Source organism: Microbacterium sp. LWO14-1.2, from assembly GCF_038397715.1.
Classification (GTDB): Bacteria; Actinomycetota; Actinomycetes; order Actinomycetales; family Microbacteriaceae; genus Microbacterium.
In genome coordinates, this window is record NZ_CP151633.1 from 3648194 (window position 1) to 3661423 (window position 13230).

The window sequence follows — 13230 nt, forward strand, 5'->3', positions numbered from 1 at the left end:
ACGCATGAGTCACGCGAGCGGCAGAGCAGCCGGGGTCGCAGAAATGCGGTGGAACGGCTGGGGAGACCCGACGAAGGCCAGGGACCTGCCGCTCGCCGTCCGCTCGCTCCTCCCGCTGTTGCTCGGACGCATTCGCAGACCCGAGACCCCTGTCTCCCTCGACGACGTCGAACTCGCGCCCTCCGCCCTGGAGCCCGCGGATGTCGCGGCCCTGGCGGCGGTCGTCGGTGCAGACCACGTCTCGACCGACCATGATGCACGAGTCCGGCACTCCTCCGGGCGCTCGACCCCCGATCTCCTGCGCCTCCGCCAACGCCGCCAACCCGCGCCGGACGGCGTGGTGCGCCCTCGCACCCACGAAGAGGTCGCCGCGTGCCTGCAGGTGGCCGTCGACCGCGACATCGCCGTGATCCCGTTCGGCGGCGGCACCAGCGTCGTCGGCGCCCTGGAACCGGAGCGCGGCGCGCACCGCGCTGTCGTCAGCCTGGACCTGCGTCGCCTCTCCGGGGTCGTCCACGTCGACGAGGTGAGCGCAGAAGCCGTCATCGCAGCGGGCACGACCGGGCCGGATGCCGAGGCCCAGCTCGCCGTCCACGGGTACGAGCTCGGCCACTACCCGCAGAGCTTCCGCTACGCGACGATCGGCGGGTTCGCGGCGGCCCGGTCCTCTGGTCAGAACTCCGCGGGCAACGGGCGCTTCGACGCCATGGTCACCGGCATCCGCGTCGCGACGCCGACGGGTGACGTCGCGCTCGGCAGGTCGCCGGGCTCCGCCGCGGGGCCCGATCTGATCCGCGTGTTCCTGGGGTCGGAAGGGGTTTTCGGCGTGATCACCGAGGTTCGCGTGCGCGTGCATCCGATCCCGCGCGAGCGCGTGTTCGAGTCGTGGACCTTCCCCGACTTCGCCAGCGGCGCCGACGGGCTGCGTCGTGTCGCACAGGGCGGCGGAGGCGCCACGGTCATCCGCCTGTCCGACGAGTCAGAAACCGCCGTCAGCCTCGCGCAGGTCGGACGGATCGGCAAGGCGCTCGCGAAAGGGGCGAGCGCCGTCACCGTGTACGAGGGCGACGGGATCGCCGAGCGCCGGGCGAGGGTGAGCGAACTGCTGCGGGCGGCCGGCGGGACATCGGGGGGAGAAGGCGCCTCCGAGGAGTGGCTGACCGGGCGCTTCGACGGTCCGTATCTGCGCGACTCGCTGCTCGACGCAGGGGTGTTCTGCGAGACCCTCGAGACGGCGACCACCTGGTCGAACCTCCCAGCACTCAAGACCGCTGTCGAGAGCGCACTGCGCGACGGGTTCGCCGAGTCCGGTGCGCGGTCGTACGTCATGTGCCACGTGTCGCACGTGTACCCGACCGGCGCTTCGCTGTACTTCACGGTTCTCGCCGGTATCCGCGCCGATCCGCTCGGCGTCTGGTCGCGAGTCAAGGCGACGGTGAACGACGTGATCGTCGCGACCGGGGGAACGATCAGTCACCACCACGCCGTCGGCCGGGACCAGGCGCCGTGGCTCGAGAGCGAGATCGGTACGACGGGTGTGCGGATCCTCCGAGCGATCAAGCGCGAGCTCGATCCCGCCGGTGTCCTCAACCCCGGGGCGCTGATCCCCGCCGAGCGGGGAGACTGACATGGCGAGCCACGTCGCCGTACTGAGCAACCCTTTCGCAGGCAAGGGAAGGGGCCGCGGCGCCACGGACGCCGCCGTCGGCCGATTGCGCGACCGTGGCAGCGAGGTCCGGGTGTACGCGGGGGAGACGGCCACCGGCGCGAGAGAGCTCGCGAGGACCGCACTCGCCGCCGGGCCGGACGTGCTCATCGTCGTCGGCGGGGACGGCACGCTCTCCGGGATCATCGACGACCTGATCGCGGCCGACGTCCCCGTCGCGCTCGTTCCCGCCGGGACGGGCAACGATCTCGCGCGGGCACTCGACCTGCCGCGCCACGATCCGATCGCCGCGGCCGACCTCGCGCTCGACGGCGTCGTGCGCGCGATCGATGTGGGGGAGGTGCGCTCCGGACCGAGGGGCGCGGCGTTCCTGACCATCGCGGCTCTCGGGTTCGACGCGAAGGTCAGCGAGCGCACCAACAGGCTGCGGTGGCCTCACGGCGCCCTGCGCTACTACCTCGCGCTCGTGATCGAGCTCGTGCGTCTGCGACCCCTGCCTTTCTCGCTCGCGGTCGACGGCGGTGCGACGGAAGCGCGTCCGGGCACGCTCGTCGCGGTCGGGAACACGTCGAGCTACGGCGGCGGGATGCCGGTGTGCCTCGGTGCCGACCCGACGGACGGGATGCTCGACCTCATCGAAGTCGCACCGCTCGGTCGTCTGCGACTGCTCCGGCTCTTCCCGTCTCTCCTGCGCGGAACGCACCTCGGACGCACCGAGGTCAGGCAGCGCCGCGTGCGATCGGTCGTCGTCCGCGCTCCCGGTCTCGTCGTCTACGCCGACGGGGAGCGACTCGGCGAGGACGAATGCACGATCACCGTGCGTCGGCGGGCACTGGCGGTCATGGTGCCGGACGGGAACGACGACGAGGGGGACGGGCGATGACGACCGCATCCGCATTCGACGAGGACGTGGTGATCGTCGGGTCGGGCTTCGGCGGCTCCGTCGCGGCGCTCCGTCTCGCCGAGAAGGGGTACCGGGTCCGCGTGTACGAGGCGGGGCGGAGGTTCGAGGACGACGACTTCGCGAAGACCAACTGGGACGTCCGACGGTACCTCTGGGCACCGCGGCTGGGATGCTTCGGCGTGCAGCGCATCCACCGACTGCCGCACGTCATGATCCTCGCCGGAGCCGGAGTGGGCGGCGGTTCGCTGAACTACGCCAATACGCTGTACCAACCCGGCCGCGCGTTCTTCACCGATCGGCAGTGGCGGGACCTGCGCGACTGGGAGTCCGAACTCGCGCCGCACTACGCCACGGCGAAGCGGATGCTCGGAGTGGTCGACCAGTACCCGCACACCGGCCCCGTCGAGCGGATCATGTCGGGCGCGGCGGACGATCTCGGGGTCGCCGACACGTTCCGACGCGCTCCGGTCGGCGTATGGTTCGGCAAGCCGGGGGAGCGGGTCGCCGACCCGTACTTCGGCGGTGAGGGCCCGGACCGTACCGGGTGCACGCTCTGCGGCAATTGCATGGTCGGATGCCGTGTCGGCGCGAAGAACACCCTGATGAAGAACTATCTCCCGCTCGCCGAGCGTCGTGGTGCGGTCATCGAGCCGCTGCGGACGGTGACCGAGGTCCGTGCACTCGCGGGCGGAGGCTTCGCCGTCACCACCCGGCGCAGCGGATCGTGGCTCGCGCGCGGGCGACGGACGATCCGCGCCCGTCAGGTCGTTCTCGCGGCCGGGACCTGGGGCACCCAGCAGCTCCTCCACCGGATGAGGGCGAGCGGGGCGCTGCCCTCGGTCTCGGATGCCGTCGGCCGGCTGACCCGCACGAACTCCGAGGCGCTCGACGGCGCGGTCGCGACGCGCGTGCCGGAGCGGCTGCAGCTCGCGCGCGGCATCGCGATCACCACGTCGTTCCATGTCGACGAGCGCACGCACGTCGAGAACGTCCGCTACGGTCCGGGGTCGAATCTCATGGGCGCCCTCGCCTCGATCATGGTCCCCGGCGACGCGTCGCTCAGGCGACGGCTCCGTCTGCTCGTTCGACGTGCGCTGCGCGCTCCGGTGCGTCAGATCCGCCTGGGTTCGCTGCGCCGATGGAGCGAGCGCGGGATCATCGCGCTCGTGATGCAGACGGCGGACAACTCGCTCACCCTGTCGCTGCGGCGCCGCTTCGGACGCTCCGTGCTCACCAGCGCGCAGGGTCACGGCGAGCCCAACCCGAGCCACCTGCCCCAGGCGCACCGCGCGGCCGAGGCCATCGCGCGACGCGTGCAGCAGGAGAGCGGCGTCACCACGGAGGCGCGCGGATCCTGGCCGGAGGTCTTCGGCATCCCGTTGACCGCGCACTTCCTCGGGGGTGCCGTCATCTCGGAGTCGCCGGCCTCCGGCGTGATCGACGAGTTCCATCGCGTGTGGGGGCACCCCGACCTGCACGTCGTCGACGGAGCCGCCGTCCCGGCGAATCCCGGGGTGAACCCTTCGCTCACGATCACCGCGCTCGCGGAGCGAGCCCTCTCCTACTGGCCACGCGTCGGAGAGGTGGACGAGCGGCCGGCGCAGCGATCCGCGACGTGAGACGCGCTCGGTCCCGCTGAGCGCGCCCTGCGGTTCGCGGCCGACACGAAAAGCCCCACCCGACGTCGTCCGTCGGGTGGGGCTTTCGTGGCTGACTCAGCGGCTCTCGATGCCGCGGATCTGCGGCGAGTGGAACGATCCTCCGAAGGCGCGCTCCGAGGCTCCCTCCCGGTCGAGATACGGAGACGCTCCGCCGTCGATGAACGGCCAGCCGGCACCGAGGATGAGGCACAGGTCGATGTCCTCGACCTCGGGCACGACGCCCTCGTCCAGCATGAGCTTGATCTCGCTCGCGAGTCCGTCCTGCACACGCTGAAGGATCGTCGCGGCCGACGCGGGGCTCGAGCCCACCGCCGGCTTGAGGATCTTCTCGGCCTGCTTGGTCCAGCCGGTCACGCGGCCGCCCTTGTCCTTCTCGACGACCGTGTCCAGTTCGGCGAGAGCGTGGAAGTTCTCGTTCGCGTAGAAGCGATCGGGGAACGCGTGCGCCATCGTGTCCTGCACGTGCGCGGCGACCTTCCAACCGACCAGGTCGATGAGCTGGAACGGCCCCATCGGGAGTCCCAGCGGCGCGAAAGCCTTCTCGACGTCGGTGAGCGGCGTGCCCTCGTAGACGGCCCTGGCCGCTTCGCCCATGACCTTGGCCAGGAGGCGGTTGACGACGAACCCGGGAGCATCGGCGGTCAGCACCGCGTTCTTGCCGAGGTTTTTCGCGACGACGAAAGCGGTCGAGAGCGCTGCCTCCGAGGTCGTGGGCGTCTTCACGATCTCGATCAGCGGCATCACCGCGACCGGGTTGAAGAAGTGGAAGCCGACCAGACGCTCCGGGTGTGCGAGCTTCGCGCCGATCTCCTCCACCGACAGCGACGAGGTGTTGGTCGCGAGGATCGCATCCTCGGCGATGATCTTCTCGATCTCGCCGAACACCTGCTGCTTGACGCCGACCTCCTCGAACACCGCCTCGATGACGAAATCGCAGTCCGCGTACAGGCTCTTGTCGGTGGTGCCGGTGACGAGCCCGCGCAGCTTGTTGGCCGTGTCGGAGTCGAGACGCCCCTTCGCCTCGAGCTTGCCGATCTCCTCGTGGATGTAGGCGACGCCCTTGTCGACGCGCGCCTGGTCGAGATCGGTGATGAGGACGGGTACCTGCAGCTTGCGCACGAAGAGCAGGGCGAACTGGCTGGCCATGAGCCCGGCGCCGATGATGCCGACCTTCGCGACCTTCTTCGCGAGCGCCTTGTCGGGTGCGCCGACAGGACGCTTCGCGCGCTTCTGCACGAGGTCGAACGCGTACATGGATGCCGCGAACTGATGGCCGGTGACGAGCTCGGCGAGCGCTTCGTCCTCCCGCGCGAAGCCTTCCGCCTTCGAGCCGCTCTTCGCCTTGTCGAGCAGATCGAGAGCCGCGTACGGCGACTTCGGGACCGTGCCGATCTTGGACTCGAGCATGCCGCGAGCCATCTTGATCGCGATCGGCCACTTGGTGAGCCGCTCGATCTTGCCCGGTTCGTTCTTGCGCTCGACCTTCTTGCCACCGAGCACGGCGTCGGCCCAGACGAGCGAGTTCTCGAGGTAGTTCGCCGCGGGGAAGATCGCGTCGACGATGCCGAGATCGAACGCCTGCTGCGGCTTGAGCATGCGGTTCTGCTTGAGAGGGTTCGAGATGACGACCTCGAGTGCGTTCTCGATGCCGATGAGGTTCGGCAGCAGGTAGGCGCCGCCCCAGCCGGGGATGATGCCGAGGAAGACCTCGGGCAGCGCGATCGCGGCCGCCGACGCGTCGACCGTGCGATAGGTCGAGTTCAACGCGATCTCGAGACCGCCGCCGAGGGCGAGGCCGTTCACGAAGGCGAACGACGGCACGCCCAGCTCACCGAGCTTGCCCAGGACCTTGTGGCCGAGCTGCGCGATCAGGCGGGCGTTGTCGCGAGAGCCGACCTTGCTGATGTCGGACAGATCGGCACCGGCCGCCAGGATGTACTGCTTACCGGTGATGCCGACCGCCTGGATCTCGCCGACCGCGGCGCGCGCGGTCAGACGGTCGAGGGTCTCGCCGAGCTGGGTCAGGGTCGCGGGGCCGAGGGTGTTCGGCCGCGTGTGGTCGCGGCCGTTGTCGAGCGTGATGAGCGCCAGCACCTTGCCCGAGGGGAGGCGGATGTCGCGAACCGGCGACTGGGTGATCACCTCGCCGTCGGTGAGCGCCTGGATGGGGGAGAAGTCGACCTTCGCGTACTGGTCGGAAATCGAAGTGGCCATCGGGGGTTACTTCCTCTTCTTGCCGTCGTAGTGCGGGTTCTCCCAGATGACCGAGCCGCCCTGGCCCAGCCCGACGCACATGGCGGTCAGGCCGTAGCGCACGTCCGGGCGCTCGGCGAACTGCGCCGCGAGCTGGATCATCAGGCGGACTCCGGACGCAGCGAGCGGGTGGCCGAGGGCGATCGCGCCGCCCCACTGGTTCACGCGCGGATCGTCGTCGGCGATGTCGAAGTGGTCGAGCAGGGAGATGACCTGGATCGCGAACGCCTCGTTGAGCTCGAACAGGCCGATGTCGTCGATCGTGAGTCCGGCCTTCTTCAACGCCTTCTCGGTCGAGGGGATCGGGCCGATGCCCATGATCTCGGGCTGCACGCCGGCGAACGCGAACGACACCATGCGCATCTTCGGGGTGAGGCCGAGCTCCTTGACGGCGCCGCCGCCGGCGAGCAGCGACATCGTCGCGCCGTCGGTGAGGGGCGAGGACGTTCCCGCCGTGACGCGGCCGTGCGGACGGAACGGCGGCTTGAGGGCCGCGAGGTCCTCCATCGTGGTCTGGGGGCGACGGCCCTCGTCCTCGGTGGCGAGGCCCCAGGCGCCGTCGGCGTCCTTGATGGCGACCGGCACGAGATCGGGCTGGATCTTGCCGGCGTCGTAGGCCGCCTGCACCTTGTGCTGGCTCAGCATGCCGAAGCGGTCGGAGCGCTCCTTGGTGAGGTGCGGGAAGCGGTCGAAGATGCGCTCCGCCGTGACACCCATGTTGAGCGCGCCGGGGTCGACCATCTTCTCTGCGACGAAGCGCGGGTTCGGGTCGGCGTTGCCGCCGATCGGGTGGTGGCCCATGTGCTCGACGCCGCCCGCGAGCGCGAGGTCGTACATGCCGACCCCGATCGACGCGCCCATCGTGGTGACGCTCGTCATGGCGCCGGCGCACATGCGCTCGACGGCGAGGCCGGGCACGGTCTGCGGGAGACCGGCGAGGATCGCGACCGAACGGCCGAGGGTGAGGCCCTGATCTCCGGTCTGACTCGTCGCGGCGATCGCGACGTCGTCGATGCGGTCGGCGGGGACGGCGGCGTTGCGCTCCATCAAACCGATCGTCGCCTTCACGGCGAGGTCATCTGCGCGGGTGTTCCAGTACATGCCCTTTTCGCCGGCGCGCCCGAAGGGGGTGCGCACTCCATCGACGAAGAAGACGTCCGAGATCTCGGCCACTCTGCCTCCAAGTTTTGTGCGGTGGCCTCAGTCTATGAACGGCCGGAAACCGGGAGGAATCGGTTGGGTCGAACCTACGAAGCGGGTGCGGACGCCTCGTCGGGCGATTGACCGGCCTCTACAAAGGCGGCGGCGATCTTCTGTGCGGTCTGTGCAATCTGCCACGGACGCGCCCCGAGATTCTCGAGCGCTGCCGCGACGGCATCCGTCGTCGTCCCCGGCAGATCCCAGGAGATGCGGCGGAGGTAGTCGGGGGTGAGCAGGTTCTCCGTGGGCATCGAGAGCTCCTCGGCCACAGCCTCCACGACGGGTCGCGCGGCCTTGAGGCGCGCGTCGGCCTCGGGGTTCCGGTCCGCCCACGCGCGGGGCGGCGGCAGGGCGTCGCTCGGCACGCGCTCACGCGGCAGCACCTCGGTCGAGCGCCCGTCGACCATGGCCTGCCACCAGCGGTCCAGCTGCGTGCGGCTCGCCCGCCCCTGGAAGTCCTTGATGCCCGCGAGGGCCTGCTTGCTCTGCGGATTCGCGAGCACCGCGGCGATCAGCGAGCGGTCGGGCACCAGGCGTCCGGGGGAGACGTCCTGCTCCTGCGCGTAGGCCTCGCGGGCCTGCCAGAGCGACTTCGCCACCGCGAGGTTGCGTGCGCCGCGAACCTGATGCAGACCGCTGAGTCGGCGCCAGGGGTCTTCGCGCGGCGGCTTCGGACGTCGTGACAGGGTCGCGGCGAACTCCTCGTCGGCGAACGTCGTCTTTCCCTGCTCGTCGAGCTGACGCTGCAGCTCTTCCCGGACGTCGATGAGATGCAGCACGTCGAGCGCGGCGTACTCGAGCCACGCGGCGGGCAGCGGCCTGGTCGACCAGTCGGCGGCCGAGTGCTCCTTCTTGAGGGTGATCCCGAGTGTGCTCTCCACGACGGCGGCGAGTCCGACGCGCTCGTGGCCGAGCAGGCGCGCCGCCAGCTCCGTGTCGAAGATCGACGGCGGTTCGAGGTGGAGTTCTCGCAGGGAGGGGAGATCCTGGCTCGCGGCGTGGAAAACCCATTCCACATCGCCGATCGCCGCCTGCAGCGGGGCGAAATCGCCGAGCGCCGGCGGGTCGAACAGGAAGACGCCTGCACCACGACGGAACACCTGAACGAGGTAGGCGCGCTGCGAGTACCGGAAGCCGGAGGCCCGCTCGACATCGACGGCGACAGGTCCCTCGCCCGCCGCGAGCGCGGCGCAGGCCGCGTGGAACTCCGAGACATCGGAGATCACGGAGTATTCAGTCACGTGCTGCCTTTCGAGCGCCGATCACGGCGATGCCCTCGGAACCCGGCGGAAGACCCGCCAGCATTCCGACCAGTTCGGCCCATGCTTCGACGTGGGGTCGGAACGGGCCCTCGGGTGTCCAGGACGCCCTCAATTCTATCTGCGCTCCGTCGCCTTCCTCCGCCAGGCCGCCGAACCCCTTCGAGAGGGTCTTCGTCGACGTTCCGGATGCCGAATGGGAGACGGCTCCCCGCGAGTCGAGCGCGTCGACCAGCCACGACCACGTCACGTCGGCGAGAAGAGGGTCGGTGCCGATCTCCGTCTCGAGCGGTGCCTGGGCGAAGATCACTATTCTCCAGCTGCCGCCCCAGGCGCCCGGCGCCTCGGGATCGTGGAGCAGGACGAACCGGCCGGTGCCGTAGACGGATTCGCCGTCGTCGCCGGGGCGGACGTCTGCGGCGAGCGCGATGGCGTACGGCGCGAGGCCCTGCGGCGTGGCGATCTCACGGACGGTGATGTCGCTGCGGAACGCCGTCTCGCGCAGCTCGGCCACGGCGGCGTCGAAGATCGTCCCGGCATCGGGGTGTGCGGTCACGGTGACAGGCTAGAGTCAGGAGGCGATGAAGAGTCTCAGGCACGCCGTTGCGCTCCTTGTCCCTGCAGTGGTCGCTCTGGGAGCGGCCGCGACGCTGCTCGTCCTCAGCGTGGCGCGACGCGTCGTCATGCCGGGGAAGCGCCCGGCCGATGCCGAGATCGTCTCGGTCGACACCGGTGCGCAGACGATCGAGCTCGTGCGGACACCCGACACGGAGCTGCCCGGCCGATACGGTCTGTTCACGTCGGGAACCGAGGGATACGTCAAGCTCGGCGCGGTGCTGAGCGCCGACGCCACGACCGTGCGCCGCAAGCTGCTGACGAAGGTCGAGCCCGGGGCGCGCCTCGACCGCCAGGCGGGTTTCAGCGGCTGGTACTACTCCACGCCGAGCGAGCTGCATCTGCGTTGGGAGAACGTGCTGATCGGCTCACCGGCCGGACCGTGCCCCGCATGGTTCTTCCCGGCCGAGTCATCGACCTGGGTGATCCAGGTCCATGGCCGCGGCGTCACCCGCGCGGAGTGCCTCCGGGCCGTGCCGGTGCTGCACGCCGAGGGCTTCCCGAACCTCGTGGTGTCGTACCGCAACGACGGCGAGGCCCCCCGCAGCCGCAGCGGTGCCTACGCTCTCGGCGCGTCGGAGTGGCGGGATGTGGATGCGGCGGTGTCCTATGCGCTCCGTCACGGCGCCGAGCGGGTGATCCTGATGGGATGGTCGATGGGCGGGGCCGTCGCTCTGCAGGCCGCGGTGAACTCGGGCAACCGCGACCGCATCGCCGGTCTGATCCTCGAGTCGCCCGTCGTCGACTGGCGCACTGTCCTGCGCTTCCAGGCCAGGGAGATCGGCCTGCGCGCGCCGATCCCGGACCTGGCGATGAGCGCACTCTCGGTGCCGCTGACCGCTCGACTCAGCGGTGCGGAGGACGCGATCCCGTTCGACCGGCTCGACATGGTCGCGCGCGCGGAGGAACTCGCGGTCCCCATCCTCATCCTGCACAGCGACGACGACGGGTTCGTCCCCGCAGACGCGTCTCATGCACTGCAGGAGGCCAGGCCCGACCTCGTGACGATGCCGCCGTTCTCGGGCGCCAGGCACACCAAGCTCTGGAACTACGACCAGGCAGGGTGGAGCGATGCCATCACCGAGTGGATGCGTGTCCAGGGATTCAGCGCTTCTGCCTGACCTGCTTCTTCGCGCGCATGAGCATCCCGGTCATCCCTCCGATCCGGAGAGGTGACACCGCCTTCGTGAGCCCGATCGACTGGGGGTAGTCGTCGGGGATGGCGAGGACCTCGTCGGCGCTGAGACCGGTGATCCCCTGCACGAGGATGCTGGCGAAACCGCGTGTGGTCGGAGCCTCGGGCGGTGCCGTGGCGTGCATCGTCACCACGTCGTCGTGCACCTCGACGTAGATGTACACCGGCGACTGGCACTCCGCGACGCGCTCGCACATCTCGGGGTGGTTCGCGACTTCCTCCGACACCTCAGGCAGCTCGTCGGCGTACTCCAGCAGGAGTAGCAGGCGATCGGCCTCGGGGGTCTCGAGGAAGCCGTCGCGGATCTCGGCGAGGACGTCAGGAACTTCGCTCGTGCTCATCCCTGTCATTCTCACACGTCAGGCGGTGCCGGGCTCCGAACCAGTGACGATCGGCACGCGCACGGCGCTGCCCCATTCCGTCCAGGATCCGTCGTAGTTGCGGACGTCGTCGAAGCCGAGCAGGTGCTTCAGCACGAACCAGGTGTGGCTCGACCGCTCGCCGATACGGCAGTACGCCACGACCTCGTCGCCGTCGTCCAAACCGGCGCCGTCGCGGTAGATCGCGTCGAGCTCGGCCCGGGACTTGAAGCCGCCGTCCTCGGCGACCGCCTTCGCCCACGGAACGCTCTGCGCGGTGGGGATGTGTCCAGCCCGCAGCGTGCCCTCCTCGGGGTACGCGGGCGCGGTGGTGCGCTCCCCGCTGTACTCCTCGGGGGAGCGCACGTCGATCAACGGCTTGCCGATGTGCGCCAGGACGTCCTCCTTATAGGCGCGGATGCCGGAGTCGTCGCGCTCGACGACCGGGTACTCCGTCGGCGTGATGGTCGGGGTCTCGCGCGTGATCTCACGGCCCTCGGCGATCCAGCGATCACGGCCCCCGTCGAGCAGGCGGACGTCCTCGTGGCCGAAGAGCGAGAAGACCCAGAGCGCGTACGCAGCCCACCAGTTGTTCTTGTCCCCGTAGATGACGACGGTGTCGTCTCGCGAGATCCCCTTGCGGCTCAGCAGCGCGGCGAATCCCTCGCCGTCGACGTAGTCGCGCACGACCGGGTCGTTGAGCTCGGTGTGCCAGTCGACCTTCACCGCGCCGGGGATGTGGCCGGTCTCGTAGAGCAGCACATCCTCGTCGGACTCGACGACGACCAGACCGGGCGTGCCGAGGTGCTCGGCGAGCCACTCGGTGGTCACGAGACGGCCTGGCTCGGCGTACTCGGCGAACTTGGACGATGACGTGTCGAACTCGATGGCCACAGGGATCTCCTCAGTCGGTGAGCGGCGATGGGACGGGTGGTGACGGCGTAATGTGGAGCCGACACTTCGACGATAGATCCACGCCGTGCACTCCGGACCCGATTCGTAAGACTTCGACACAGGTGAGCACCCGATCCAGGACCGTGATGACCGACACGCCCACCCGCACGGGCCTCGTGCACCTCATCGACCGCGAACCGACCGTCACCGGCCCCGAGATGCTCGCGAGCCTCGTGCCGCCGCCTCAGTTCGACGGCGCCACCTTCGACAGCTACCGGGCCGACCCCGAGTACCCGTCGCAGGAGGAGGCGAAGGAGACTCTGATCCGATTCGCAGGCCGCGGGGGCGGACCGGTCAAGCGCGGTGGACTGTTCAGCCGGGCGAAGAAGGAGCCCGAGATGAAGCCGGGCGTCTATCTCGACGGCGGCTTCGGCGTCGGCAAGACTCACCTGCTCGCGTCGATCTACCATGCGATGCCCGCGCGTCGGAAGTACTTCGGGTCGTTCATCGAGTACACCGCGCTCGTCGGGGCGCTGGGGTACAAGAACACGGTCGACCTGCTCAAGGGCGCCGATCTGCTGTGCATCGACGAGTTCGAGCTCGACGACCCGGGCGACACGATGGTCATGACCCGGCTTCTCGGCGAACTGGTCCCGACCGGGACGCGTCTGGCGGCCACGTCGAACACCCCGCCGAATGCGCTGGGCGAAGGCCGGTTCGCCGCACAGGACTTCCTCCGCGAGATCCACGCGATGGCCGACAGCTTCCAGACGCTCCGCATCGACGGCGTGGATTTCCGTCAGCGTGCGCTCGACGGCCACGCGGTCGTGAGCGACGCCGCAGAGTATGCGGCCGCGGTGGAGGCCGGCGCCGCCGGCGGCACGGCATCCGACGACTCCTTCGACGACGTGATCCGGCACCTCGCCCGCGTGCACCCGTCGCGCTACATCCGACTCATCACCGGCCTCGACCTCGTCGGTCTGCGTGACGTGCGCGTTCTCACCGACCAGTCCGAGGCCCTCCGCTTCGTCGCGTTCGTCGACCGGGTCTACGACGCGCAGATCCCGATCGTCGCGACGGGGGTCAGTCTCGACGGCGTCTTCTCCGATGAGATGCTCGGCGGCGGGTACCGCAAGAAGTACCTCAGGGCGGTGTCGCGACTCAATGCCCTCACACACGCGGATCGCAGCAGCACGTAACGCGATGTTCACATAGCGGGTCCTC

The 13230-nt window shown here is 69.6% G+C and carries 11 protein-coding genes; 5 read left to right on the top strand and 6 right to left on the bottom strand.

The genetic code is table 11. The features are described 5' to 3' along the window. Positions 1-4 precede the first annotated feature (4 nt). The 3 genes from MRBLWO14_RS17635 to MRBLWO14_RS17645 are packed head-to-tail and all read left to right on the top strand — an operon-like array spanning position 5 to position 4189. Complete coding sequence (locus tag MRBLWO14_RS17635; RefSeq protein ID WP_341934357.1) at positions 5-1627, top strand: FAD-binding oxidoreductase; 1623 nt, start codon at positions 5-7, stop codon at positions 1625-1627. Between the two features lies 1 nt (position 1628). Continuing rightward, positions 1629-2549 carry a diacylglycerol kinase gene (locus tag MRBLWO14_RS17640; RefSeq protein WP_341934358.1) on the top strand — a complete coding sequence of 307 codons (921 nt, stop codon included), beginning with the start codon at positions 1629-1631 and terminating at the stop codon, positions 2547-2549. Continuing rightward, entirely contained in the window at positions 2546-4189 is a 1644-nt protein-coding gene (locus MRBLWO14_RS17645; RefSeq protein ID WP_341934359.1) for a GMC family oxidoreductase, read from the top strand. The genes MRBLWO14_RS17640 and MRBLWO14_RS17645 overlap by 4 nt, the downstream gene beginning before the upstream one ends. Before the next feature lie 96 nt (positions 4190-4285). Here the strand turns inward: MRBLWO14_RS17645 and MRBLWO14_RS17650 are convergent, their stop codons facing one another. From MRBLWO14_RS17650 to MRBLWO14_RS17665, 4 genes are all read right to left on the bottom strand, one after another. Further along, the gene (locus tag MRBLWO14_RS17650) at positions 4286-6445 is read right to left on the bottom strand and encodes a 3-hydroxyacyl-CoA dehydrogenase NAD-binding domain-containing protein (RefSeq protein ID WP_341934360.1); all 2160 of its coding nucleotides are present in this window, start codon (positions 6443-6445) and stop codon (positions 4286-4288) included. A 6-nt stretch (positions 6446-6451) separates the two neighbouring features. Then, a complete protein-coding gene (locus tag MRBLWO14_RS17655) occupies positions 6452-7657 on the bottom strand; it encodes a thiolase family protein (protein WP_341934361.1) in 1206 nt (401 codons plus the stop codon). 74 nt (positions 7658-7731) lie between these two features. Next, positions 7732-8925 carry an HRDC domain-containing protein gene (locus tag MRBLWO14_RS17660; RefSeq protein WP_341934362.1) on the bottom strand — a complete coding sequence of 398 codons (1194 nt, stop codon included), beginning with the start codon at positions 8923-8925 and terminating at the stop codon, positions 7732-7734. Continuing rightward, positions 8918-9499 carry a DUF3000 domain-containing protein gene (locus tag MRBLWO14_RS17665; RefSeq protein WP_341934363.1) on the bottom strand — a complete coding sequence of 194 codons (582 nt, stop codon included), beginning with the start codon at positions 9497-9499 and terminating at the stop codon, positions 8918-8920. Before MRBLWO14_RS17665 ends, MRBLWO14_RS17660 begins: the two co-directional genes overlap by 8 nt. A 25-nt stretch (positions 9500-9524) precedes the next feature. Here MRBLWO14_RS17665 and MRBLWO14_RS17670 point away from each other — a divergent pair, with 25 nt between their 5' ends. Beyond that, positions 9525-10679 carry an alpha/beta fold hydrolase gene (locus MRBLWO14_RS17670; protein ID WP_341934364.1) on the top strand — a complete coding sequence of 385 codons (1155 nt, stop codon included), beginning with the start codon at positions 9525-9527 and terminating at the stop codon, positions 10677-10679. Here MRBLWO14_RS17670 and MRBLWO14_RS17675 read toward each other — a convergent pair. Both MRBLWO14_RS17675 and MRBLWO14_RS17680 read right to left on the bottom strand, forming a co-directional pair. Then, the gene (locus MRBLWO14_RS17675) at positions 10663-11094 is read right to left on the bottom strand and encodes a SufE family protein (protein WP_341934365.1); all 432 of its coding nucleotides are present in this window, start codon (positions 11092-11094) and stop codon (positions 10663-10665) included. The genes MRBLWO14_RS17670 and MRBLWO14_RS17675 overlap by 17 nt on opposite strands. A gap of 18 nt (positions 11095-11112) precedes the next feature. Continuing rightward, positions 11113-12006, bottom strand: a complete 894-nt coding sequence (locus MRBLWO14_RS17680) for a sulfurtransferase (protein WP_341934366.1) — start codon at positions 12004-12006, stop codon at positions 11113-11115. Between the two features lie 146 nt (positions 12007-12152). On the opposite strand from MRBLWO14_RS17680, the gene zapE reads away from it, so the two are divergent. After that, positions 12153-13205, top strand: a complete 1053-nt coding sequence (gene zapE / locus MRBLWO14_RS17685; RefSeq protein WP_341936231.1) for a cell division protein ZapE — start codon at positions 12153-12155, stop codon at positions 13203-13205. Positions 13206-13230 lie beyond the last annotated feature (25 nt).